The organism is Pedobacter cryoconitis, from assembly GCF_003259615.1.
GTDB lineage: Bacteria > Bacteroidota > Bacteroidia > Sphingobacteriales > Sphingobacteriaceae > Pedobacter > Pedobacter cryoconitis.
The window spans coordinates 1-23,274 of the sequence record NZ_QLLR01000032.1 but is presented as its reverse complement, the minus strand read 5'-3'; the positions used below and the strand labels follow the sequence as shown (position 1 = coordinate 23,274).

The 23,274-nt window shown below is 39.0% G+C and carries 24 protein-coding genes; 18 read left to right on the top strand and 6 right to left on the bottom strand.

The window, feature by feature from the left end:
* The first annotated feature begins 170 nt into the window (after window positions 1-170).
* Window positions 171-1,316, top strand: coding sequence for an HmuY family protein (locus LY11_RS22250; protein ID WP_111635825.1), 1,146 nt, complete (start codon window positions 171-173; stop codon window positions 1,314-1,316).
* Between the two features lie 29 nt (window positions 1,317-1,345).
* Here the strand turns inward: LY11_RS22250 and LY11_RS22245 are convergent, their stop codons facing one another.
* The 3 genes from LY11_RS22245 to LY11_RS22235 are packed head-to-tail and all read right to left on the bottom strand — an operon-like array spanning window position 1,346 to window position 3,739.
* Window positions 1,346-2,233 carry a class I SAM-dependent methyltransferase gene (locus LY11_RS22245; protein WP_111635824.1) on the bottom strand — a complete coding sequence of 296 codons (888 nt, stop codon included), beginning with the start codon at window positions 2,231-2,233 and terminating at the stop codon, window positions 1,346-1,348.
* Between the two features lie 22 nt (window positions 2,234-2,255).
* Window positions 2,256-3,008, bottom strand: a complete 753-nt coding sequence (locus tag LY11_RS22240) for an ABC transporter ATP-binding protein (protein ID WP_111635823.1) — start codon at window positions 3,006-3,008, stop codon at window positions 2,256-2,258.
* Window positions 3,005-3,739: an MlaE family ABC transporter permease gene (locus LY11_RS22235; RefSeq protein ID WP_111635822.1), complete on the bottom strand. Its 735-nt coding sequence runs from the start codon at window positions 3,737-3,739 to the stop codon at window positions 3,005-3,007. The genes LY11_RS22240 and LY11_RS22235 overlap by 4 nt, the downstream gene beginning before the upstream one ends.
* Before the next feature lie 319 nt (window positions 3,740-4,058).
* On the opposite strand from LY11_RS22235, the gene LY11_RS22230 reads away from it, so the two are divergent.
* The 4 genes from LY11_RS22230 (at window position 4,059) to ispG (ending at window position 8,471) form a co-directional block, all read left to right on the top strand.
* Entirely contained in the window at window positions 4,059-4,709 is a 651-nt protein-coding gene (locus LY11_RS22230; protein ID WP_111635821.1) for a PspC domain-containing protein, read from the top strand.
* A 22-nt stretch (window positions 4,710-4,731) separates the two neighbouring features.
* Window positions 4,732-5,685 carry a LiaF transmembrane domain-containing protein gene (locus LY11_RS22225; RefSeq protein WP_111635820.1) on the top strand — a complete coding sequence of 318 codons (954 nt, stop codon included), beginning with the start codon at window positions 4,732-4,734 and terminating at the stop codon, window positions 5,683-5,685.
* 6 nt (window positions 5,686-5,691) lie between these two features.
* Window positions 5,692-6,300: an RDD family protein gene (locus LY11_RS22220; RefSeq protein WP_170132754.1), complete on the top strand. Its 609-nt coding sequence runs from the start codon at window positions 5,692-5,694 to the stop codon at window positions 6,298-6,300.
* 212 nt (window positions 6,301-6,512) lie between these two features.
* Window positions 6,513-8,471, top strand: coding sequence for a (E)-4-hydroxy-3-methylbut-2-enyl-diphosphate synthase (gene ispG, locus LY11_RS22215; protein WP_111635819.1), 1,959 nt, complete (start codon window positions 6,513-6,515; stop codon window positions 8,469-8,471).
* A 38-nt stretch (window positions 8,472-8,509) separates the two neighbouring features.
* Here ispG and LY11_RS22210 read toward each other — a convergent pair whose 3' ends face one another.
* On the bottom strand, window positions 8,510-9,346 hold the full coding sequence (locus LY11_RS22210) for an alpha/beta hydrolase family protein (RefSeq protein ID WP_111635818.1): 837 nt from the start codon (window positions 9,344-9,346) through the stop codon (window positions 8,510-8,512).
* Window positions 9,347-9,519: 173 nt separating this feature from the next.
* Here LY11_RS22210 and hemA point away from each other — a divergent pair, with 173 nt between their 5' ends.
* From hemA to LY11_RS22165, 9 genes are all read left to right on the top strand, one after another.
* On the top strand, window positions 9,520-10,746 hold the full coding sequence (gene hemA / locus LY11_RS22205; protein ID WP_111635817.1) for a glutamyl-tRNA reductase: 1,227 nt from the start codon (window positions 9,520-9,522) through the stop codon (window positions 10,744-10,746).
* A 169-nt stretch (window positions 10,747-10,915) separates the two neighbouring features.
* Window positions 10,916-12,496: a hydroxymethylbilane synthase gene (hemC, locus tag LY11_RS22200; protein ID WP_211321637.1), complete on the top strand. Its 1,581-nt coding sequence runs from the start codon at window positions 10,916-10,918 to the stop codon at window positions 12,494-12,496.
* A gap of 16 nt (window positions 12,497-12,512) precedes the next feature.
* On the top strand, window positions 12,513-13,481 hold the full coding sequence (hemB, locus tag LY11_RS22195; protein WP_111635852.1) for a porphobilinogen synthase: 969 nt from the start codon (window positions 12,513-12,515) through the stop codon (window positions 13,479-13,481).
* A gap of 4 nt (window positions 13,482-13,485) precedes the next feature.
* Window positions 13,486-14,856 carry a glutamate-1-semialdehyde 2,1-aminomutase gene (gene hemL, locus LY11_RS22190; protein ID WP_111635815.1) on the top strand — a complete coding sequence of 457 codons (1,371 nt, stop codon included), beginning with the start codon at window positions 13,486-13,488 and terminating at the stop codon, window positions 14,854-14,856.
* Between the two features lie 60 nt (window positions 14,857-14,916).
* Window positions 14,917-15,783 carry a sensor histidine kinase gene (locus tag LY11_RS22185; RefSeq protein ID WP_068406668.1) on the top strand — a complete coding sequence of 289 codons (867 nt, stop codon included), beginning with the start codon at window positions 14,917-14,919 and terminating at the stop codon, window positions 15,781-15,783.
* Between the two features lie 5 nt (window positions 15,784-15,788).
* Window positions 15,789-16,496 (top strand): response regulator transcription factor, encoded by a 708-nt coding sequence (locus LY11_RS22180; RefSeq protein ID WP_041887337.1) that lies wholly within the window; start codon window positions 15,789-15,791, stop codon window positions 16,494-16,496.
* Window positions 16,496-17,020, top strand: coding sequence for a tetratricopeptide repeat protein (locus LY11_RS22175; RefSeq protein WP_111635814.1), 525 nt, complete (start codon window positions 16,496-16,498; stop codon window positions 17,018-17,020). The genes LY11_RS22180 and LY11_RS22175 overlap by 1 nt, the downstream gene beginning before the upstream one ends.
* Before the next feature lie 6 nt (window positions 17,021-17,026).
* Window positions 17,027-18,049 carry a uroporphyrinogen decarboxylase gene (gene hemE, locus LY11_RS22170; protein WP_111635813.1) on the top strand — a complete coding sequence of 341 codons (1,023 nt, stop codon included), beginning with the start codon at window positions 17,027-17,029 and terminating at the stop codon, window positions 18,047-18,049.
* 218 nt (window positions 18,050-18,267) lie between these two features.
* Entirely contained in the window at window positions 18,268-19,554 is a 1,287-nt protein-coding gene (locus LY11_RS22165) for a site-specific integrase (RefSeq protein ID WP_111635812.1), read from the top strand.
* Here LY11_RS22165 and LY11_RS22160 read toward each other — a convergent pair.
* Together LY11_RS22160 and LY11_RS22155 are read right to left on the bottom strand one after the other, a co-directional pair.
* Window positions 19,507-19,761 (bottom strand): helix-turn-helix domain-containing protein, encoded by a 255-nt coding sequence (locus tag LY11_RS22160; protein ID WP_146610895.1) that lies wholly within the window; start codon window positions 19,759-19,761, stop codon window positions 19,507-19,509. The two genes, LY11_RS22165 and LY11_RS22160, sit on opposite strands and share 48 nt — an antisense overlap.
* Window positions 19,762-19,843: 82 nt before the next feature.
* Window positions 19,844-20,740, bottom strand: coding sequence for a helix-turn-helix domain-containing protein (locus tag LY11_RS22155; protein ID WP_111635810.1), 897 nt, complete (start codon window positions 20,738-20,740; stop codon window positions 19,844-19,846).
* A gap of 153 nt (window positions 20,741-20,893) precedes the next feature.
* On the opposite strand from LY11_RS22155, the gene LY11_RS22150 reads away from it, so the two are divergent.
* The 4 genes from LY11_RS22150 to LY11_RS26960 form a co-directional block, all read left to right on the top strand.
* Window positions 20,894-21,103 carry a hypothetical protein gene (locus LY11_RS22150; RefSeq protein WP_111635809.1) on the top strand — a complete coding sequence of 70 codons (210 nt, stop codon included), beginning with the start codon at window positions 20,894-20,896 and terminating at the stop codon, window positions 21,101-21,103.
* Window positions 21,104-21,127: 24 nt separating this feature from the next.
* Complete coding sequence (locus LY11_RS22145) at window positions 21,128-21,877, top strand: phage antirepressor KilAC domain-containing protein (RefSeq protein ID WP_111635808.1); 750 nt, start codon at window positions 21,128-21,130, stop codon at window positions 21,875-21,877.
* 193 nt (window positions 21,878-22,070) lie between these two features.
* Complete coding sequence (locus tag LY11_RS22135) at window positions 22,071-22,340, top strand: hypothetical protein (RefSeq protein WP_146610894.1); 270 nt, start codon at window positions 22,071-22,073, stop codon at window positions 22,338-22,340.
* 212 nt (window positions 22,341-22,552) lie between these two features.
* Window positions 22,553-23,274: A1S_2505 family phage non-structural protein (locus tag LY11_RS26960; protein WP_211321636.1), on the top strand; the 722-nt coding region annotated here is incomplete at its 3' end.

Below are 23,274 nucleotides of genomic sequence, written 5' to 3'. Positions count from 1 at the left end.
CACATTCGGCTGACAAAATCTCCAATCCGTAAAAGAATTATCAGATTAATAACACTCAGACCTCTGAAACTGAGATAATCTGCCTTTTCCGCACCAGATTTGTGAAAATTTCAAGGTCAGGAATATTATCTTTACGTTTCTTAGCGTTTTTAGAGAATTAGAGATTTAACATGAATAAAAATAATATACTTATTATTTGCTGCAGTGTAGTTTTAGCTTTTGCCGGATGTAAAAAAGACAGCGTCGACTACAGATACCCGAAGCCATTTGACGGACAGCAGGTAACGCTTCCCGGTGTGGCTGGAACTGAGCTCGGTGTGAATGCTGCCAACGGCGTTTTTGTCGATTTTAGTAAGGGTTTAGTGACTCCGGTAACGCGGGCAAACTGGGATCTTGGTCTTTATCCCGGATCAGATTTTAAAGTTATTCTCAACCATACCATGGGGGCGCTGGCTGTTTATTCAGGTCAAACAAGTTTCGCCAATGTATTACAGGCAGATTCTATTAAGGTAATTGAATCATTACAGCTTAATGCTGCTGGTAGCGCTGCACTTGCAGATCCGGTAACCGGCACACCGACCGAATATTTGTCTAAGCTGACAACAATTGAAGTAGGGGAGAATGAAGCATCAAGTAAGATTTATATTGTGAACACTGGTTATGCAGGACTGCCGCCAATGACTACTGCTGTACCTGCTACGCCAACCACACCGCTTATTCCGTCTGTACCTCTTAAAAGGCCGTGGTTTAAAGTGAAAGTTTATAAAGGAACCAATGGATACCGCATCAAATTTGCACCAATGAGTAATGATAATCCTTCTTTTACAGAGTTTACAGTCAATAAAGATCTTTCCTATAATTTTAATTTTTTCAGCTTTAACCGCCCTTCTCCAATCGGAGAGCCTGCACAATCTTTGTGGGATATACAATGGACATGGACTACCTCTAATACCGCAGATGGTAAAGCTATAGCCACCCATGATTTTGTACTCATTAACTTTTTAGGGGGCGTAACTTCTTCCGAAGTGATGATCAAAGATCAGTCGGCGAAAGAATATGAGAACTTCGATAAAAGTAAATTGGCCGGACTTACCTATTTAAATACACGTGAAGCGATTGGGGTAAAATGGAGATCATTAACCCCGGATGATAGACCTGTCGTGAACAGAGATCGTTTTTATGTGATTAAAGATGCAGATGGAAACTTTTATAAACTCAGGTTTGTAAGTTCCAGTAATGCCGATGGAGGAGTAGCGGGAGCACCAGTTATAGAATATAGATTGGTGGAGGCGGCAATTATTCCGGGAACCACCTAATCAGCTCAGACAAAAAATACTTTCTCTTCTTAAGAAGAGAAAGTATTGAATTTTCCAAATACACCCAATGGTAATTTGATGCCCGAAGTGGCCTGAAGATATAATTCACCAGTTTCAAGGTTTCTTACCTGGGGGAAAGAAGTTTTAATCAGATTTTCTACAATGACAGAAGAGAACCCTAAAGAGTAGGTATTCAGAATCAGGAAGTGTTCTTCCTCATCCAGTAATTGTACTACATCCTGCATCATTTCCTGGATATGATCTTCCAGTTTCCACTTCTCTCCATTTGGGCCATGTCCGAATGCAGGAGGATCTAAAATGATACCGTTATATTTTTTACCGCGTTTCAATTCACGTTTTACAAATTTCAAAGCATCTTCCACAACCCATCTTACATCTTTCAGCTGAGATAACTCCTGGTTTTCGTTAGCCCAGTTTACTACCTGTTTGATTGAATCCACATGTGTTGTATCCGCACCTGAAGCCTGTGCAATCAATGATGCTGCACCAGTATAAGCAAAAAGGTTAAGTACTTTCGGTTTTGGGTTTTTGAATTTTTTAATCGAAGAAGAGATATAATCCCAGTTTACTGCCTGCTCAGGGAAAACACCTACATGTTTAAAAGAAGTTAAACCCAGGCGAAGGTTAATTTTTACCTCCTCATTTTTGTATTCTACATTCCAGCGGTCAGGAACATTTCCAGTAGATTTTACCCATTCTCCGGAAGTTGCAGAACGACCTTTAAACCTGATATGTGTTAGTTTTTTCCATTCCTGTTCAGGAAGCATTTTTTTCCACACAGCCTGAGGCTCAGGTCTGCAAAGGATCAGATTGCCAAAGCGCTCTAATTTTTCAAAATCTCCACAGTCAATCAACTCATAATCTTTCCAGTGCGTGGGGGTAAGTAGGCTTATCATAAATATTTTTGTACAAATGTTATTAAAAGTTTTTCTTGGCAGCTTTCATGAAACGGCTGGCAAAAACAAAATCATTAAGTTCTGCTATGTCTGTATGGGCGATCTCTTTATTAGAACCTTCCCAGAATTTTTTTCCTTCGTGTAAGAACAGAATATAATCACCAATTCCCATAACCGAGTTCATATCGTGGGTAACTACAATTGTAGTGGTATTATATTCTTCAGTAATTTCCTTAATCAGCTCATCAATAACGATTGATGTTTTCGGATCAAGCCCTGAGTTAGGCTCATCCACAAAAAGATATTTGGGGTTCATGGCAATCGCACGGGCAATTCCCACACGTTTTTTCATTCCTCCTGAAAGTTCAGCCGGGAAAAGTTTGTTTTTACCTTCCAGGTTAACCCTTTCCAGGCAAAAGTTAACACGTTCCAGTTTTTCTTTAAAACTGTGATCGGTAAACATATTCAGTGGAAACATGATATTTTCTTCCACAGTCATCGAGTCAAAAAGTGCCGAACCCTGGAAAAGCATGCCGATTTCTTTACGGATTTCAATACGCTGTTCGAAATCCATATCAATGAACTCTCTTCCATCATATTGTACACTCCCTTTTTCAGGGGTATGTAAACCTATCATACATTTCAGCAGGGTAGTTTTTCCTGAACCCGAACCACCAATGATCAAATTCGTTAAACCTTCTTTGAATATACCTGATATGCCTTTCAGGACAGTATTGGACCCGAAAGATTTTTCAATGTCTTTGATTTCGATCATAATAATAATTGGGTTACAATGTAATCACAAGCCAGGATGCTGATACAGCTTACGACAACCGCTCTTGTACTTGCCTGAGCTACTTCTAATGCCCCGCCTTTTACGTAAAAACCTTCGTATGCAGGAACCGTCGTAATGATGAAACCAAAAACAAATGCTTTGACCAGTGCCACAACAATGGTGTAAGGATTAAAATCAGTAGTAATACCCTGAATATATTCTGCCGGAGTTACTGCGCCTGATAAAGTACCACCCAGATAACCACCTGTTATACTTAATACCATGGCAAAAATCACCAAAACCGGTACCATGGTAATCCCTGCAATCAGTTTAGGGAGGATCAGGTAACCTGGTGAATTGATCCCCATGATTTCAAGCGCATCAATTTGCTCACTCACCCGCATGGTCCCAATTTCCGAAGAAATGGCAGAACCAATTTTACCCGCAAGTACGATTGCTGTAATCGTCGGGCTGAGTTCCAGAATACTTGAATCCCTTGTCACCGAACCAATAATAGTTTTAGGTATAAAGTCACTCACCAGCTGGAATGCGATCTGTAAAGTCATAACCGCCCCGATAAAGGTAGAAATGATAGCAATCAAACCAAGGGAGCCGACACCTACAAAATCCATCTGTTGAAAGATGGCCTTAAGATATATTTTAAATTTTTCGGGTTTCCTGAAAACTGCTCTCAACAGCAACAGGTATCTACCAAAATTGGTGAAGTTCATTCAGTAAGAAATTAGCTAATGTATTAATACTATAATAATACAAAGAAACAACAAAAAATGTTGTGGGTTTGTTTATTTCAAAAAAATATTCTGCTATTTGATGAATAATGCGGTTTTTTGCAGCCGGTTAGGATTTGATCTATAGAATTTTCAAGGGGGAGAAAAAATGCTTTGCAGTCTTTTGTAACTAAATAGAACTTGCTTAGTCTTAATTGTGTATTTAGGCTTAATCAATGTTTATAGCTTGTGAAACTTAAACATTATAAATGTTGTTAAGACCGTTAATGATTTTATTGTTAATAATATAGGAGAGTGATTTATGGAAAACAGATTGTTAAGAAACGAACATGACAAGATAATTGCAGGCGTTTCATCAGGATTAGCAGAGTATATGCAGGTAGATGTAACGATTATCAGGTTATTATTTGTATTGTCAACTATATTTTTGGTTGGAACTGGTATCCTGGTTTATCTGGTGATGTGGATTGTAGTACCGGTCAACAATGATCCGGCTGCGAAATTTTCAAAGTTTAATGATTATTTCAAAAAACAGAATGATTTTCAGGGATTTAATACGCCGCCGTTTGGGCAGCAACCACCAGCTGCTGCACCGGGAAATCCGGATGTAAAAGCAGCACCTGCACAGGAATGGCAGAATCCGGTAGATTTTAAATCTCTGCCAAAAAATAATGATACGGGCCGGACTGTCGGAGGATTAGTCCTTTTGGTTATCGGTTTATATTTTCTGATGAATGAGTTTAACCTGATCCCTTATTGGTTCAGACTGGGTAAATTATGGCCTTTATTGTTCGTTGCGATCGGTTTAAGTTTCATTCTGAAAGCAAAACGTAAAAATACATGGGAAGAATGGAAGACTGAGCAGCCTGAGGATCTGAATACCACAGCGCAGCAGCCTGTTGCCCCGGAACCTGCGAAACCTGCAGATCAGACTCCTGATAATCAATTGTAAAACCCCTTAACTAATAAAGCTTATGAAATTGAATAGAGTAATGTGGGGTGTGATACTACTGTTTGTAGGTGCAGTCCTTTTATTAGAGAACTTTAATGTCATTAATTTTTACTGGAGAAATGTATGGAGCTTCTGGCCTGTATTTTTAATCATTGCGGGAGTAAATATCCTGTTTAACAGGAACAAGTCGGAGACTGGAAACATGATCTCTCTGGGCGTACTGGTCCTGATGCTTGGTTTTGTATTTTACAGAGGGCAACAGCCTCCGCTTCATAAAAACTGGATTGGTGACCGGTTCACTAAAGATCTTGACCTGGATTTAGACAGCGCCGGGGATGAAGAAACGGAAAATATCAAATTTACAGAGCCGTTTGTTGCTGCGGATAGCCTGAAAAAGACGGTGCTGAATATTTCTGGCGGAGGAACGTCTTTTAATTTGAAAGGGGAAACGGATGAGCTGGTTACAGCGGATGTAGAGCGCAAAAATGGAAATTTCATCTTACAGAAAGAGAGTTCAGATTCTGTGAATACAGTGACTTTTAAAATGAAAGAGAAAAAAGGAAACTGGTCGCTTGGAAATGGAGGGAACAATGTTGATTTAAGGTTGAATAAAAGACCTGAATGGACTGTGAATATGAATATGGGTGCTGGTGAGGTAGATTTAGACCTGACTGGTTATAAGGTAAGAAGTTTCAGGTTTGATGGTGGCGCAGCTTCTGTTGATGTGAAGATAGGGTCTTTATTGCCGATTACTGATGTAGCGGTGAAAACAGGGGTGGCTTCGGTAGAGATCAGTATTCCTGAGGCTTCGGGTTGCAGGATTAAAACTAAAACTGGTCTTTCTGCAAAGGATTTTCCTGGTTTTATCAAGATTGACAATAATAATTACGAGACTTCAAATTATAATGGATCTGCTAAAAAGATTTTTATTAATCTGGATGGTGGATTGAGTAATTTTGAAGTAACCAGACATTAAGAGCTATTGGAACGTAATTATATTGTAGTCGTTAATGGAAAGCCTGAGGGGCCATACGATTTTGAACATTTAAAGGATATGAGTATTGTATCGGGAACTTTTGTGAGAAAGCCCGGAATGGACGATTATAAAGAAGCGCACGAGTTCCCTGAACTCCGTGCGCTTTTTGGTTTCAGCTATGAACAGACCGCTCCGCAGTATTTTGCTTCTTTTGATCAGCGTTTGCTGGCTGCTGTGATTGATTACTTTATTTTGTTTTTGGTTTATATTGTAGTGGTGCTTTGTTGTTTTGCTTTTGTGAATGGGCAGGGGGAAAGGATTTCTTTCGCTTTGTTGCTTTTGCCGCTGATTCCGGTGTTCAAGTTTGTTTATGGTGTATTTGCGGAGGCTTCTGCGAAGCAGGGGACGATTGGGAAAAGGTTATTAAGTATTAAGGTAACGGATATGGGGGGAGCAAGGGTGAGTATTGGTTTGTCTTTTGTAAGGAACCTGGGGAAGATTTTATCTGTTGCACCACTATTTTTTGGGTATCTGTATAGTTTTTTGAATAAGAAGCAACAGTGTTTTCACGACGTTGCTGCAGGGACTTTGGTTATCAAAGATCGCCTGATCTAAAAACAAAAAAGGAATAGCCACATTCCGGTCGGCGTTCATGAAGAATGAACAATGTCCGGAATGTGGCTATTCCTTTTTTATTTTTTCTCCTCCACCATTTATTGGGATTACAGGGCTGTTTTGGAATTTATCTGAATTCACCTACAAAACTTAATCTTTATAATTTCTATGTGAATTCACATATAAAACATAATCTTTATCTTTGTACCCTTATGGAAAACGTAGCAGCACAAAAAGAATTGGCCGGGGGTTATTGTAATTATCTAAACCAGTATTCCAGGTTCTTAACACGTGAGGTTTCTATAGGGGATATTCCTATGGGCGGATTGAATCCAATCAGGATACAGTCTATGACCACTACTGACACTATGGACACGCTGGGAACGGTAGAACAGACTATCAGGATGGTAGAGTCTGGTTGTGAGTATGTAAGGATTACAGCGCCGAGTATGAAGGAGGCTGAAAATCTGGCTAATATTAAGAAGGAGCTGAGGTTTAGGGGGTATAATGTCCCTTTAGTAGCCGATATACATTTTACGCCCAATGCTGCTGAGGCTGCTGCCCGTATTGTGGAAAAGGTAAGGGTTAATCCGGGTAATTATGCAGATAAGAAGCGTTTTGAAAATATAGAATATACGCAGCAGGCTTATCAGGCCGAGCTGGAAAGAATTTATAAAAAGTTTTCACCTCTAGTGAAAATTTGCAAGGAATATGGTACTGCAATGCGTATTGGTACAAATCACGGGTCTTTATCAGACAGGATTATGAGCCAGTACGGAGATACACCACGCGGTATGGTGGAATCGGCCATGGAATTTATGAGGATCTGTGAGGACCTGAATTATTATAACCTGGTGATTTCCATGAAAGCAAGTAATACACAGGTGATGGTTCAGGCTTATCGTTTGCTGGTAGAAACGATGGTGAAGGAGGGGATGAATTATCCGCTGCACCTTGGGGTTACTGAAGCAGGTGACGGAGAGGATGGAAGAATCAAATCTGCGGTTGGTATTGGTACTTTACTGGAAGATGGTTTGGGAGATACTATCAGGGTTTCTTTAACGGAAGATCCTGAATTTGAAGCTCCGGTAGCTAAGGCGCTTGCCGATCGTTATGTAAACCGCGCTTTGAATGTGGTAGAGAAGGAAAGAATTGAGATCCGGGATTTACCTTATAATCCTTATGGATATAGCCGCAGGGTAACTTTACCTGTGCAGCATATTGGGGGGCATCATCATCCGGTAGTGATGCTGGATGTGTCTTCAAAGAATTTAAAAGATCCTTATTTCCTGACTGAGGTGGGGTATAAATACAGTGCAGGACTAGATAAGTATAACATGGCCGATCAGGCTTGTGATCTTGTTTATTTGGGCGATGAATTACCTTCTTTCTCTTTTCCGGGCAATTTACGCCAGATTTATAACTACAGAACATGGTTAGTACTGAAGGATAAAGGCAATTGTCATCCGCTGATTAAACTGGAAGATTATGCTTCTGCTGTTCAGAAAGATCCTATCCTGAATCTTGTTGCTGTTAATGCAAAGAATTATAGTAAGGTACTGTTAGCGCTGCTGGATGAAACGGTAGTGCTGGTTCTGGAGACTTCTTCTGAAGAGGGGACTATTGAGCAGAGAGCCTTTTTTATTGACCTGATGAAAAGCGGGAACCAGATCCCGGTTATTGTGAAGAGATCTTATGCTGCGATTAGTGCAGACGATTTGCAGTTATATGCGGCGACTGATTTAGGGGCGCTGTTTACAGATGGTTTAGGGGATGGAGTGTGGATTGATGCTCCTGAGACAGTTGGTCTTCCGGTTATGAATTCTACAAGTTTTGGAATTCTGCAGGCCACCCGCACAAGGATCTCGAAGACGGAATATATTTCTTGCCCGAGTTGTGGCAGAACATTGTTTGATTTACAGGAAACAACACAGCTGATCCGTTCGAGAACTGATCATTTGAAAGGGATCAAAATCGGAATTATGGGTTGTATTGTGAACGGGCCCGGTGAAATGGCTGATGCCGATTATGGTTATGTAGGCACAGGCCCGGGTAAAATTACTTTATACCGTGGTAAAGAAGTAGTGAAAAAAAATGTAAGCTCTGCCAAAGCTTTGGATGATCTGATCGATCTGATCAAAGAGGACGGAAATTGGACAGAAGTGAAATAAAGTTTTTTTGTTGTAAAGCATTGAAATGCCAGCTTGTATTAATTTATAAGGCTGGCATTTTTGATGAAGGCAAGGGTTTTTTCGCATACTTCCAGCAGTTGAGCAGGTAATTCGGTCGCTGTGTAAGGATGTGAAGCACCAAATACGTGGTTAGCGCCTTTGATTTTCTGCAATTGGGCCTTTGGCTGTGCCTGTGCGAGTTCTTGTGCTACACTGAATTTTACGTTAATGTCATCATCGCCGTGCAGAATTAACCAGGGGATTTTAACGCTTGCGGCAGCATGGAGCAAATCGAATTCATTTTTGTGTGCATTGAAATCTTCCAGTAGTGTGCTGTTCAATGGCATTTTCTCCTTTGTTCTGGCATTTTCCACGAAGATCCTGCCTGAGGATAACCATTCTTTCTCTTGTTCTTTTTTCCATAAGGAACTAAAATCTGAAATGGCAGACCAGGTAATGATTTTGCTGATGCGTTCATCGGCTGCACCTTTTAAAATAACCAAAGCACCACCGCGGCTATGGCCAATTACATAAACAGGGCTTAATGGGTAGGTGTGGGCAATATAATTCAGGGCGGTATCTACGTCTTTGAGCTCCATGCTGACTGTGTTTGCAGCAAAGGCTTCTGAATCAGTAACATCATTTGGGTTTTGTGCTGTTACGCCATTATGGCTCAGGTTAAATTTGAAATAACGGTAGCCATTGGAGGCGAAAAAGGACGCTACGAGGTTATGAGCACCCCAATCTTTAAATCCCTTGAAGCCATGTACGAATAAAATGCAGGGTTGGTTTGTATATTTATCGTCATATGTAAGGTCACCTGAAATGGTTTTATCTTTAGATCCGGACAGAATAAAGTGCTCTTTTTTAATCATAACTTTCTTTTATAGGTGGTTAGCTTATTAACAAACATAATGATCTCTTGTTTTTCCTGAGAATATTTAATTTAAAATCTTTCTAAATTAATCTTAATTACAGCATAATGACAGACACTAAGGGTGGTCTTGTTACTTTTGTTTCCACTATATAAACACAACACAAACCCAAATTGGAATATTTAAAGATACTTGCTTTCACTCATAAACAAATTGACTTAAAGTCTTTAGGGAAATTAGTTATCTGTGAGCAGACACTGGATGACAGACTGAAGAATATTCAAAATGAACTGGATGTAAAAGAAATTTTTTATATCGGTACGTGTAACCGCGTTGAGTTTGTTTTTACCACTGCCCACGAACTGGACCGTGAATTCATCCTTCGTTTCCTGACTGTGCTTGACATGGGGTTCCCGGAAGCGTATATGGATAAGTTCCTGGAAAGCGTTTCTGTTTATGAACAAGTGGAAGCTTTCAATCACTTATTACGTACTTCCTGCTCTTTGGAAAGTCTGGTAGTTGGTGAAAAAGAAATCCTTGCCCAGGTACGCCGGGCTTATGAGGCATGTCGTGTTTCTGGCTTTACAGCCGATTATATGCGAATGATCATGAACCGCGTAGTCAAAACGGCAAAGGAAGTTTATACCCATACGAATATCTCTAAAAACCCGGTTTCGGTAGTGTCTTTAGCTTACCGCAAATTAAGGGACCTGACTATAACTGCCAGCTCAAGAATTCTGATTATCGGAGCTGGTGAGACTAACAAAAACTTAGCGCAATACCTTAAAAAACACAGGTACTCTAATTTTTCTATCTTCAACAGAACGGTAGAAAATGCAGAATCTCTGGCAAAAGATTTAAATGGTATTGCTTATCCATTGACTGCACTGGAAAATTTCGATCAGGGTTTTGATGTCATCATTACCTGTACCGGTGCTACTGAACCAATCATCACAGAAAAAATTTACCGCAAGCTATTAAATGGCGAAACGGGCAAAAAAGTTATTGTAGATCTTGCAATTCCTAATGATACTGCACCAGCTGTTATCCAAAACTTCCCTGTACATTATATTGAGGTTGAATCTTTAAAAGAGATCGCCCGCAAAAATATTCAGGAACGTTATGATGAACTGGTTAATGCAGAGCAAATTATCGATCAGAATATCAAAGAATTTGATTTAGTTCTTCGCCAGCGCAAAATAGAAATCGCGATGAGTGAAGTCCCTCAGAAAATTAAAGCAATTAAAAGTAAAGCACTGGACATTGTTTTTGCAGAGGAAATCAATACACTGGATGAAAATTCAAGACTGGTTCTTGAACGGGTGATGGATTACATGGAAAAGAAATATATTAGCGTACCGATGATCATGGCAAAAGAAATTCTGGTCAACAACAGCTAACCTTCCGGGGTAGATTAGTCAGCACAAATACATTATTTGTTTATTATTTAAGACTATAGCTCTTTTAGGTTAAATTTGCGCGAATCTAAATACGTGATAGCTACAAAAGCTTAACTCAATTGTTTGTTAACGGTTGGCGGAAACTTTATAAAAGAACAAATATATACTGATGAAGAAACTTATTATCGGAACAAGAGGCAGTGATCTTGCATTGTGGCAGGCCAATTATACGAAAGACAAACTTGCGGAAATTGGTGTCGAAGCTGAACTGAAGATCATTAAAACCCAGGGTGATAAAATACTAAACCTGAGGCTGGACAAACTTGAAGGAAAAGGTTTTTTTACCAAAGAGCTTGAAGAAGAATTATTAAGCGGCAGCATTGATATTGCTGTACACTCTCACAAAGATTTACCAACCACACACCCTGCAGGGTTAACCATCGCTGCAGTCTCTGAAAGGGAAGATGCTTCAGAATTATTACTGATTTTGAAAGATTGTGTAGATGTTACGCAAAAACTTTCTTTGAAAACAGGTGCACAGGTTGGTACGTCATCCAACAGACGTAAAGCACAATTGCTTGCTTTAAGAACAGATCTTAATATTGAAGACTTGCGTGGTAATGTAAATACCCGTATTCAAAAATTAAGGGATGAAAATTATGATGCTATTTTATTGGCAAAAGCAGGGGTAAACCGTCTGAATCTTGATCTGTCAGAATTCCATATGGAAGTAATTGACACTACTGAACTGATTCCTGCTCCTGCACAAGGGGTCCTGGCTATTCAAATCAGAGAAAATGACCATGAGTTATATGATGTGCTGCAAGGAATCCATAACGCAGATACTGCGGAAGAAATTGGTGTGGAACGTAAAGTACTGAACCTTTTTGAAGGTGGTTGCCACATGCCTTTAGGTTGTTACTGCAAGAAAGAAAACGGCAAATATGAAGTATGGACTTCCAAAGCATTAACGGCTGATGATTTTCCGAACCGCTTGTTTTTCAGGGTAGATAACCTGGAAGGATTAGCAGAAAAGATCGTCGCTAAATATGATAAAGACAGAAAAATGCCTGCAAGGGTATTCATTTCCAGAGAAATCGGGGAACATAATTACTTCAGAAGAGCGCTTGAAGTCAATAAAATAGAGATAGAAGGCAGATCATTGATCCGTACTTTCCCTATTGTCAATGTACTGGACCCTTTTTACCTGAAACATATCAACTGGATATTTTTCAGTAGCCGCAATGGGGTAGAATACTTCTTTAAACTGAAGCCTGTGCTGCCTAAACATGTAAAGTTTGGTGTAGTGGGCAGAGGTTCAGAAGATGCACTTAGAAAACATGGTCATAAAGCTGATTATGTAGGTGAAAGCGGTGATATTACTGAGGTGGCGGAAGATTTTGCAGTATTGGTGAGAAACCAGACTGTTTTATTCCCGCGTGCACAGGATTCACTGTTAAGCATCCAGAAATCTTTAGCTGAAGACACAAAAATCATTGACCTGCCTATTTATGAGACGGTCATTGAAGAAAATATAGATCATACTTATGCTGATGTATTGATTTTTACCAGCCCATCCAATGTGGAAGCTTATTTCGCTGACAACTTACTGGACCCGGGACAAAAGGTAATTGCCATCGGAAATTCAACAGGGAAGAAATTTGAGGAAATGGGAGTGGAGTATGTCCTTCCGTATTCACCTGATGAAATCGGCCTTGCAGAAGCAGTATTCGGAATTGATATTAAATAAAAAAGAGAGGTTGATTATGTTGCACCGTCCGCGTAGATTAAGAAAGAACCCAATTGTAAGAGAAATGATGGCCGAAACAAAGTTGTCGAAAGACATGTTTGTTTATCCATATTTTATCGTTCCTGGAAATGGAGTGAAACATGGTATCGATTCGATGCCTGGAGTAAACCATTTTTCAACGGATATGCTGATCAGAGACGTTGAAAAGGGCCTTGAGCTGGGGGTAAATAAGATCATGCTTTTTGGTGTGGGGGATGAAAAATCTGATGATGCGCGTTCTGCTTATCATGATCATTCACTGGTACCTGCTGCTGTTCGTGAATTAAAGAAAAACTTTGGTGATGATTTATATGTAGTTACTGATGTATGCGTTTGTTCTTATACCACACATGGTCATTGCGGTATTTTAAAAGATGATTATGTGCAGAATGATGAAACGGTAGAGGTGATTGCTAAAATGGCTTTGACACATGCACAGGCGGGGGCAGATATGTTAGCGCCATCAGATATGATGGACGGACGTATTGGTGCGATGCGGAATTTGCTGGATCAGCATGGTTATGTAAACGCAGCGATTATGTCGCATGCGACTAAATTTGCTTCTGCTTATTACGGGCCGTTCAGAGAGGCTGCGGATTGTGCACCAAGTAAAGGTGACCGGAAGGCTTACCAGATGGATTTCAGAAATCCTGAGGAGGCTTTACGTGAGGCATTGCTTGACCAGAGTGAAGGTGCGGATGTGTTAATGGTGAAGCCGGCATTGGCTTATATGGATGTAATCCATAACCTGAAACAAAATACTGATTTGCCTATTGCCTGCTACAATGTATCAGGAGAGTATGCTATGGTGAAAGCGGCTGCGCAAAAGGGCTGGATTGATGAGCAAAAGATTGTAATGGAAACTATGTATGCCTTCGCACGTGCGGGAGCAAGCATAATTACCACTTACCATATAAGAGATATTGTAGAAAAGAACTGGATGTAATACTATGTTAGAATCGTTAAAAAAGATGTTTTCCGGCAACGAAGGAGATATGCCTGTAAATACTGGAAGTAAACCAGATATTTCAAGAGAGAAATCCAAAGAGCTGTATGAAAAGGCAAAAACCTATTTCCCTGGTGGCGTAAATTCACCGGTAAGAGCGTTTAAATCTGTTTACGGAACACCGTTATTCATCCAAAAAGGTGATGGTTGTTTCGTTTGGGATGCTGACGGGAATCAATTTATTGATTTTTGCGGTAGTTGGGGACCTTTAATTCTAGGTCATAATCCTCCTAAAGTAAGAGAGAAAGTAATCGAAACCATGCAGAATGGAATGAGCTTCGGTGCACCTACTGCTTTGGAAAATGAGCTGGCTGAACTGATTATCAAAAATAACAAACACGTAGAGAAAATTCGTTTTACGAGTTCTGGTACGGAAGCGGTAATGTCTGCAATCCGTCTGGCACGTGGTTATACTAAAAGAGATAAAATCCTGAAATTTGAGGGTTGCTATCATGGACACAGTGACTCATTATTGGTAAAAGCGGGCTCAGGCCTGGTTACTTTTGGTGAGACTTCGTCTTTAGGTGTTCCAAAGTCTTTTGCGGAAGAAACGATTGTTGTTCCTTTAAATGACACGGAAGCTTTAACCCAGGCTTTTGCACAGTTTAAAGATCAGCTTGCTGCAGTAATTATTGAAGGTATTCCTGCAAATAATGGTTTATTGATCCAGGACCCTGCTTATATTGAATTCCTGCAGAAAATCTGTAAGGACAATGGTACTTTGCTGATTTTTGATGAGGTGATCACAGGTTTCCGTTTAGGTTTTGAAGGTGCTGCGGGTTATTATAACGCGAAGCCGGATATTGTTACTTATGGTAAGATATTAGGTGGTGGTTTACCGGTAGGAATGTACGGGGCATCTGCGGAAATCATGGGACATATTTCTCCTGATGGCGGTGTTTACCAGGCGGGTACTTTATCTGGAAACCCTGTAGCGATGTCTGCGGGTGTGGCCCAGCTGACTGAGTTGTTGAAATCAGGTTTCTATAAAGAACTGAATGCAAAAGCTACTGAGTTTGCCGAAGGTATTCAGCGTTTTGCTACAGCAAGAAGCTATAAATTCAAAGTGTTTCATGTAGGTTCTATTTTCTGGTTCGCTTTTACGGACAAGGATAAGATACAGTGTGCGGAGGATATTGATCCGGCAAGTATGGAGAAATTCAAGATCATGCACCGTGAATTGTTAAACAGGGGCATTTACTTGGGCCCTTCGGGTTACGAGGTAGGATTTGTTTCTGCTGCGCATACAAAAATAGAGCTGGAAAAAGCTAAAAGAGCGATTCTTGAAGCGCTGGACATTGTTTTTAGGAAATAAGTAAATTAGCGTATATTTAAGAACTGTTTGATTTTGAACAGTTCCAAGAGATTAGACATTTTGAAGAAATCAATTATCATATTTTATTTCATGTTGCTGTACTCTTTGGTACAGCTGATCTCCTGGGGAACGCTTGTCGTGAAGCTCCAGCCTTCCAGAATGGCCATGGTGATGGGAGAGGGATCTGTGTTTTTGTTTCTTTTGTGTGTGGGGGCCTATTTCCTGCATCAGTCGATCAAAAAAGAGGATTTGTTAAGGGAGCAGCAGCAGAATTTCCTGCTTTCTGTTACGCATGAATTGAAATCGCCTCTGGCAGCTATTAAATTATCACTTCAGACGATTGTGAAACGTGATCTGGATAAGGCACGTCAAACTTCTTTACTGAACAATTCATTGAAGGATATTGAACGTCTGGATGATCTGGTGGAGAATATGCTATTGGCTACAAAAATTGAAAACCGCTCGTATTCCTTCCCTAAGGAAGAGTTTGATTTTTCAGAACTGGTGACCAAAATAACTGACAGGTTACAAATTCATTCTTGCGGATGTGAACAGGTGATCAATCCTGTGATCCAGCCGAATGTAATCGTACTGGGAGATCCTTTTACCCTTTCTTCTGTAGTAACCAACCTGGTAGAAAATGCGGTGAAATATTCTGGCCCATGTGCTGAAGTGGGTGTTGAACTGGGAATGCGTGATGGACATCCTTTCCTGAGTGTTTCTGATAGAGGGCCTGGTATTCCGGATGCGGAAAAAATGCTCATATTTGATAAGTTTTACCGCGTTGGTGAAGAGAATACAAGGAAAGCGAAGGGAACGGGACTGGGATTATTTATAGTCAAAGAAGTTTTGCAAAAACATGACGCTGATATTAGCGTAAGAGACAATGTGCCGCAGGGTACGATTTTTGAAATCACATTTAGTTGATCATTATGCAACAGAAATTAAGAATTTTATTGGTCGAAGATGAAGACCATTTATTAGATGCTATAAAATTAAACCTTGAATTAGAAGGTTATAAAGTCCATGCAGTGAAGGATGGTAAAACGGCTTTGAAGATTTTCAAAGAGGAACGTTTTAACCTGATCATCCTGGATGTGATGCTTCCTGAAATGGATGGTTTCCAGGTTTGTGAAACTATACGTTTAGAAAATACGGAGGTTCCTATCTTATTTTTAACGGCTAAAAACACGAGTGAAGACCGTGTAATGGGCCTTAAGAAAGGTGCTGATGATTATTTGGTGAAGCCTTTCAATTTAGAGGAGCTAATCTTAAGAGTTGGTATCCTGGTTAAACGCAGCATGAAGTCTGATGATTTAAAGGAATTGAATTCTTATAAAATCGGCGAAAAAACTATCTATTTCAATTCTTTTGAGCTGAAACAGGATGATGGTGTGATTGTACCTTTAACTAAAAAGGAAACGATGTTGCTTAAATTACTGATTGAGCGTAAAAACGAAGCGGTTTCAAGAGAGCAGATTTTAGAGACGGTTTGGAATTATGATGTTTATCCTTCGACACGTACGATTGATAATTTCATCCTTACTTTCCGTAAGTATTTTGAACCAGATCAGAAAAACCCGGTTTATTTCCACTCAATCCGTGGTGTAGGCTATAAATTTACGGATATTCATAACTAATGTATAACGCAAAAGGCAGGTATGCTCTGATGGCAATTTTTGTGATTGCCGCTGGGGTGTGCCTTTTTTATGACCAGTTCCAGCTGTCAGTAATCTCAGGATTAATGGCGGGATTTGTAGTCTGGAGCCATTTTAAAAGCAGCTCGATCTTAATTGCTTCGAAGTATTTTAAGAATGGTGATTACGACAGGGCTGAGAAATTATTGGCAGAAGTGCCAAATCCGGATCGTCTGGCCAAAAACAGGCGTGGTTACTATGAATTTATGATTGCGAATATCGCGCTGAAGAAGGAGGATTACCAGGCTGCTGAATATCATTTTCAGGTAGCGAGCAGGTTTCCTCTGGGCACAAAAAGTGATAAGTCTTTTGTATTGATACATCTGGCTAATCTTGCGCTGCGCAAAAAGGATAAGGTAAGAGCATTGGCCTATGCTGATAAAGCAAAGGATCTTGCGAATACGGAGAGAACGAAAGAGATAATTAATAAAATAGAAAAAGAAGCAAATAGCTTACCAACAAATTAAGATTAGATGAACACTTTATTTTTAGATGCAGCATGGTCCAAACAAACTGAACGTCCACCGGTATGGATGATGCGTCAGGCTGGTCGTTTCATGCCGGAATATTGGGAGATTAAAAACAAGTATTCATTCTTAGAAATGTGCAAAACGCCTGAAATTGCTGCTGATGTAACGATGTTACCGGTAGATTTATTGGGTATTGATGCGGCTATTTTGTTTTGTGATATATTGGTTACTGGTGAGGCAATGGGCGGTGACCTGAGCTTTACGCAGGGTATAGGGCCTCGTTTTGCGAATCCTGTACGTACGTTGAAGGATGTAGAAAATCTGAATGTTGATTGTTTGGATCAGCTGGAGTATGTAGCTGATGCGATTAAAGTAATCCAGCAGCGTTTGAATGGAAGTATTCCTTTGATCGGTTTTGCTGGTGCTCCGTTTACGGTAATGAGTTACCTGGTTGAGGGTGCTTCTTCGAAAGATTTCAAATTGACGAAGTTATTGATGCACAATCATCCTGAGGTTGCACACAAGTTATTGGCGAAGATTGCAAAGGTAACGGCTGATTATCTGAATTTACAGATTGCTGCTGGTGTGAATGCGATACAGATTTTTGATAGCTGGGCTATGGCTTTGTCATGGAATGATTATCAGGAGTTTTCTCACCGTTATATTCAGGAGATCATCGCTAATTTAAATAGAAAAGATATTCCTGTAATTTCTTTCTGTAAGGGTAGTTCTGTGTTTGCACCTATTATGGCTACTGCAAAACCGGATGTGATTTCTGTGGATTGGAATGCTGATTTATTAAATATTAAACAGGCTTTACCTGCTGGCATTGCTGTTCAGGGAAATCTTGATCCGCATATTTTATATGCTGATAAGCCGGTGATTAAGAAACATATTTTACAGTTGTTTGAGCGCATGCGCGGTGAGAAAGGGTTTATATTTAATTTAGGTCATGGTATCATGCCTGATATTCCTTTTGATAATGTGAAGTATGCGATTGATTTCATTAAAGAATTCCGCTATTAATGGACTCTTATTATCCATACACCTACAATTATTAGTATAATTTTTTTAATAAATTTTATCTATCAAAAAAGCCTCCTAATGATCATTAAGAGGCTTTTTGTCGTTTATTTTACTCATTTTCCATGTTTGTTTACTAAGTATATTAGTTAATATACGCAGGAAAAACAACATTATTTGATTAGTTTTACAGCAAAAGCTTTAGTAAAACTTTAGTAGATATGGCAAAGTTAACCCCAGTAATATTAGACGAAGAACCAAACGCAGAAGGCGAGTGGAATGTTAAAATTAGAATCGGACATAAAAGTAAGAGTGCTTATATTTCTACGGATGAATTTGTATCAAAAAAACATTTAACCAAAGAATGGGATATTAAAACAAGTTTTGTGGTAAGTCATTTAACTGATATCTTAAATGAATACAACGAGATCCTGAAACAAAAGAAATCTATACTCCCGCATATAGACCACTTACAATTAAAAGAGCTACTTACTGGTATAGGAAATGAATATAAACCAGGTGAAGAGGTAATGTTTTTAAACTTCGCAAAAGAACACACAGAAAGCATCAAGCTCAAGCAGTACAGTACATACAAAATACTCAAAACTACCTATCAAAGTTTATCAGACTATTTAAACCACGTTGATATTCCTGCTACTGAAATAACTCCTGTGTTTCTAGAAGGGTATGAAAAATTCCTGAGATCTGATCGTGAGGTAGCTCGTTTAGTTAATGGCAAGCTTATTAAGACTGAAAGGGCGGGTCTAGGAAATAGTGGGGTTAATGCAAAGATGAATAATATTAGAAAACTGCACAATCTTGCAAAAGAAAAATACAATGATGAAGACGAGGGGGTGATTCTAATTCCTAACAACCCGTTTAAGAAATATAAAATTGTCGCCAGGGACGAGGTTGAAGATCGTGATTTTTCAATTGATCAAATTGTTAAGATAAGAGATTGCAAGCTTAAAGTTAACTCAAGAACTGAATTAGCGAGAGATATTTGGATGTTGTCATTTTATTTGTGCGGGATGAACTCTGTGGATATATTTCATAATTCAGGAAAAAATGTTGAGAGAGTAGTTTACAATAGGCAGAAAACAAAAGGAAAGCGAACTGATAAGGCGCTAATGAGCGTAAATATAATTGACGAGGCGGTATCTCTACATGATAAATACATGGGTAAGATGCAGGTTCGTTATTCTAATATTGGTAGCCTAAATTTATCTCTACACTACGGGATAAAGGAGTTGAGGAAGATTTTAGGAGCGGGGTTTGAAAAACTGGATATGTATTCAGCAAGACATTCAATTGCAAGTATAGCGGCTAACGAATGCGGCTACTCAACCGAACAAGTAGGAGCTATGTTAAATCACTACGGAAGAGAAAACAAAGTTACGAGGGGTTATATACGTAGGTCGTGGGCTATTGTAGATCAAATTCAAGCGGCAGTCATTGCCTTACTTCCCCCTTTTAGCGAGATAATCAACGACAGCGGAGAGAGCTAATACCTGGCTTCTTAATTCCGCTATCTGAGATTTTACCGGGGTTTTATCCTCTTTGGTCGTTAAAATACTTCCTATACCTAAAGTGATGTAGTTTGGGTTAACCCCATAAATTCGGTGAAGCTTAACAAGGAACCCGGTGTAAACACCAAGAGTTCCCCGCTCATATCCGCTATACGTTGATTGAGGGATGCCAGTTAGTTCCGACATTTTATGGGTAGATCTAATTTTAAGGATGTTCACCCGCACATCCCTCAGGCGCTTCCCGATTTCTTTGTCAATAATGTTCATGTTAGTTTTTTAAAACCTTCTCTTTGAAATAGACCTTTTTCACATCCTTTAAGTGTATAGGCTCAACCGGGTTAAATTCGTCATTTAGTGAATATAGGTGAATGTACTCTCCTTCTATCTTATCAAAGCATTTTATAATTATTCCGTCAATAGTCTGAAAAACATATACCTTGCCTTTAGATAGCCAGTTGAAGTTCTCCACTAGTGTTGTTATTACCCAATCTCCAGGAACAAAGTCCCGGTACATCGAAAATCCATCAACTTCAAAAGCAAAGCACTTACCCTTAATAAACGGGAAAGATGATTTAGTCAGGCTTTCCATGAAAACAGGGTTTTCATATCCAGATAAGAAACCTCCGTAAGCCTTTACTGGGACTACGTACATATTTAATGTATCAAAATCACCCGCAAATGGTATAGCGTTAGGCTGATTGTTGATGGATACACCTCCTTTTTCGTGTGGTAAACTATTTTCTTCTACGATATTTAGGCTTAAATTCGGTTGGTATTGGGTTAGTGAAATACCTAACTCTTTATATATCTTATTTGCTTCACCTTCTTGGAGTTGTCGTACTCCTGATATTACATTCTTTAATGTGTTTTCATCGAGATTAATTATATCCGCAAGTTCTGAATATGTAAACCCTTTTTTAAGCCTGAATTTTTCTAATTCATGTAAAATAGTTTCGTTGTTTTTACTATTGAAAACTTCCTCTTCCGTAGTATTAAACGCCGACGTTATTTTTTGCACAGTTTCCCTTGATAGATTCTTGCTGTTAAAATAATCATATATAGCCGACCTGGAAATGCCTAACATTTTTGCTGCCTCTACTTTGGATATCTTCTTTTTTGTAAGAAAATTATTAAAGTTTTTTCCCTGATAATCAAGTGTTTGCATAATTGTGTATGGTTATTCACTACACTAATTTGCAAATGTGTTCAGTTTATCACTACATTTGAATCGGTGAAGATGATATGTTGTTCAGTGTTGCGCTGCAAATATAACATATAGTTTCACATTTGGAAAATAAATTGGAAAAAATATCAGGCAATGGCAGAAAGAATTAAAAGATTAAACAAAAGATCCCCCTCAAAAGTGGAAACAACTTTAAGAAGTTTAAAAGTTGGGGATAAAATCCCGGTTATCGGTTCAATTAGTTACTGGCGCAATCGTCAAGCATTATTACACAAGGAAAATGCAAGTTTATGGATACGTGTATATGTAGACGAAACGGGTCCAGTTGCAGACAGGTTAGCTTAATTATTATTTGAAATTCAAAAAATTATGACAAACGAATTAATAAAAATAACAGATAATAACGGAGAGCAGGTCGTTTCTGCAAGGGATCTATATAATTATCTGGAGTCTAAGGAGAGGTTTTCTATTTGGATTGATAGAATGTTTCAGTATGGTTTTATCGAAAATCAAGATTTTACAAGCGTACAAAATTATACAGTTGTAAATAATGGAGCTAAAAGAGAGGTTGACGATTACGCTTTAACACTTGATACTGCAAAAGAAATATCAATGCTTCAACGTACTGACAAAGGCAAGCAAGCTCGTCAATACTTTATAGCATGTGAAAAAGCCGCGTTAGCAATTCAAACCCGTCCATTAAGCAGAAAAGAACTTGCTCAGATGGTAATAGATGCTGAAAACCTAAATGAAGGTTTAAAAAATCAATTAACACTCCAAGAACCAAAAGTAATTTTCGCTAATGCTGTTTCAGCCTCAAAAACGAGCTTACTTGTCGGGGAGCTGGCAAAAATTTTAAAACAAAATGGTATTGATATAGGTCAAAACAGATTTTTTATCTGGCTCAGAGAAAACGGCTGGCTGATAAAAAGGAATGGATCTGATTATAATATGCCTACTCAGGAAAGTATGAATAGGAAATTCTTTGAGATAAAGGAGACGGTAATCTCTCATGCCGACGGGCATACTTCAATTAGTAAGACTCCGAAAGTTACCGGGTTAGGCCAGGTTTATTTTGTAAACAAATTATTAGAATTAAACGCTGTAAAATCATGCTAGAGCATCAGATAATAACAAGGGAGACGGATAGCGAAAATGACTTTTTCGTTCTGAAGCTTACTGGTAATGATATTTTTATTGGTGTCGAGGTTTCTAATAGCCGAAACGACATTAGACTAGAGCGGAGTCAGCTTGAAGAAATTAACAATTTTATAACAAAACATCTAGAGACATGGCCGGAGAAATAGAATCAATGCTACCTCATAATATAGCAGCCTTAATGCACGGTGTTGCAGAGCTAACCGTCACTATGATGCTTGAAAAAACGGGCGCAATGAAAATTGGGATCTCTAAACAGGAAGCATATAGACAATATGGCCGCCCAAGAGTAGACCGATGGATAAGAGAGCGCAAGATCCGTAAAACCAAAAAGGATAACTGGGAGATAACCAGATCGCTGTTAGAGTCGCTGCGGATTGCGGAAGATAATCCTAGTTTTAACTCAATAAAAGTTCGCTTATGAAAAACAAGATCAAAGATCCAAACTCATTTCCATGGGCTGAAATAGCTATTGTGACGGTAGGCTTAATACTTTTCTTCCTGTTGCAGCAAACCTGGCATTAAGTCACCCTTAAAAAATAAACTAAACATTATTTCTCTGAATTGCAGTAGTTCAAAAGGCTGGAAGGAGGGGTATGCTTAAAAATTAATCTCAAACTTTTTAAAATAACAATTATGTTAACACAAAAAATCACCCCTTCAAACATTAGCAAACTCAAGAAAAACGAGGTTTTCGTCTTTGGTTCTAATCTTAATGGACATCATATTGGCGGCGCTGCTAAATTAGCAAAAGAGTCATTTGGCGCAATTGAAAACCAAGGAAAAGGAATTCAGGGCAAATCTTATGGTATTCCAACGCTTAATTATGCTATGGCTAAAATAAGCATTGAGAACCTCCAAAATAGCGTTAATGAATTTGGACTATATGCATCTGAAAATCTAAAAACAACATTCTTCGTAACCGAAATCGGCTGCGGTATTGCTGGCTTTAAAAGTGAAGAGGTTGCTCCGCTATTTAAGAATCTGGTTAACATTGACAATATCACGTTACCACAGTCATTTGTTGATGTAATTGAATCTATCCATTCGGTCTCTGGGTTTAAAGGGTTCGGTGAAAATTTAATATGTAGAGATTTCCAATACAAATTAGGTGAAAGTTACACTACTAATCGTGCAAAATGCTGCGATACGGGTTTTCATTTCTGTTTGAATCCTTTTGACGTTTGGAATTATTATCCACCAACAAACGGGAATAGATTTACTAAAGTTGAGGGCGGTGGTCAGGTTGATACAGAGAATACGGATTCTAAAGTAGCTACAACGAAAATAAAAATCGGCTTGGAACTGAACTTAAAATCCTTTATTGAAGGAGGCGTGAAGTTTATTTTTGAAAAAAC

Coding starts and splice junctions, on each gene's coding strand:
- LY11_RS22180 (WP_041887337.1), top strand. CDS start 15,789: ATGCAACAGAAATTAAGAATTTTATTGGTCGAAGATGAAGACCATTTA.
- LY11_RS22235 (WP_111635822.1), bottom strand. CDS start 3,739: ATGAACTTCACCAATTTTGGTAGATACCTGTTGCTGTTGAGAGCAGTT.
- LY11_RS22150 (WP_111635809.1), top strand. CDS start 20,894: ATGGCAGAAAGAATTAAAAGATTAAACAAAAGATCCCCCTCAAAAGTG.
- ispG (WP_111635819.1), top strand. CDS start 6,513: ATGGAAAACGTAGCAGCACAAAAAGAATTGGCCGGGGGTTATTGTAAT.
- LY11_RS22155 (WP_111635810.1), bottom strand. CDS start 20,740: ATGCAAACACTTGATTATCAGGGAAAAAACTTTAATAATTTTCTTACA.
- LY11_RS22250 (WP_111635825.1), top strand. CDS start 171: ATGAATAAAAATAATATACTTATTATTTGCTGCAGTGTAGTTTTAGCT.
- LY11_RS22145 (WP_111635808.1), top strand. CDS start 21,128: ATGACAAACGAATTAATAAAAATAACAGATAATAACGGAGAGCAGGTC.
- LY11_RS22135 (WP_146610894.1), top strand. CDS start 22,071: ATGCTACCTCATAATATAGCAGCCTTAATGCACGGTGTTGCAGAGCTA.
- LY11_RS22165 (WP_111635812.1), top strand. CDS start 18,268: ATGGCAAAGTTAACCCCAGTAATATTAGACGAAGAACCAAACGCAGAA.
- hemE (WP_111635813.1), top strand. CDS start 17,027: ATGAACACTTTATTTTTAGATGCAGCATGGTCCAAACAAACTGAACGT.
- LY11_RS22240 (WP_111635823.1), bottom strand. CDS start 3,008: ATGATCGAAATCAAAGACATTGAAAAATCTTTCGGGTCCAATACTGTC.
- LY11_RS22175 (WP_111635814.1), top strand. CDS start 16,496: ATGTATAACGCAAAAGGCAGGTATGCTCTGATGGCAATTTTTGTGATT.
- hemB (WP_111635852.1), top strand. CDS start 12,513: ATGTTGCACCGTCCGCGTAGATTAAGAAAGAACCCAATTGTAAGAGAA.
- LY11_RS22225 (WP_111635820.1), top strand. CDS start 4,732: ATGAAATTGAATAGAGTAATGTGGGGTGTGATACTACTGTTTGTAGGT.
- hemL (WP_111635815.1), top strand. CDS start 13,486: ATGTTAGAATCGTTAAAAAAGATGTTTTCCGGCAACGAAGGAGATATG.
- LY11_RS22230 (WP_111635821.1), top strand. CDS start 4,059: ATGGAAAACAGATTGTTAAGAAACGAACATGACAAGATAATTGCAGGC.
- LY11_RS22160 (WP_146610895.1), bottom strand. CDS start 19,761: ATGTCGGAACTAACTGGCATCCCTCAATCAACGTATAGCGGATATGAG.
- hemC (WP_211321637.1), top strand. CDS start 10,916: ATGAAGAAACTTATTATCGGAACAAGAGGCAGTGATCTTGCATTGTGG.
- LY11_RS22245 (WP_111635824.1), bottom strand. CDS start 2,233: ATGATAAGCCTACTTACCCCCACGCACTGGAAAGATTATGAGTTGATT.
- LY11_RS22210 (WP_111635818.1), bottom strand. CDS start 9,346: ATGATTAAAAAAGAGCACTTTATTCTGTCCGGATCTAAAGATAAAACC.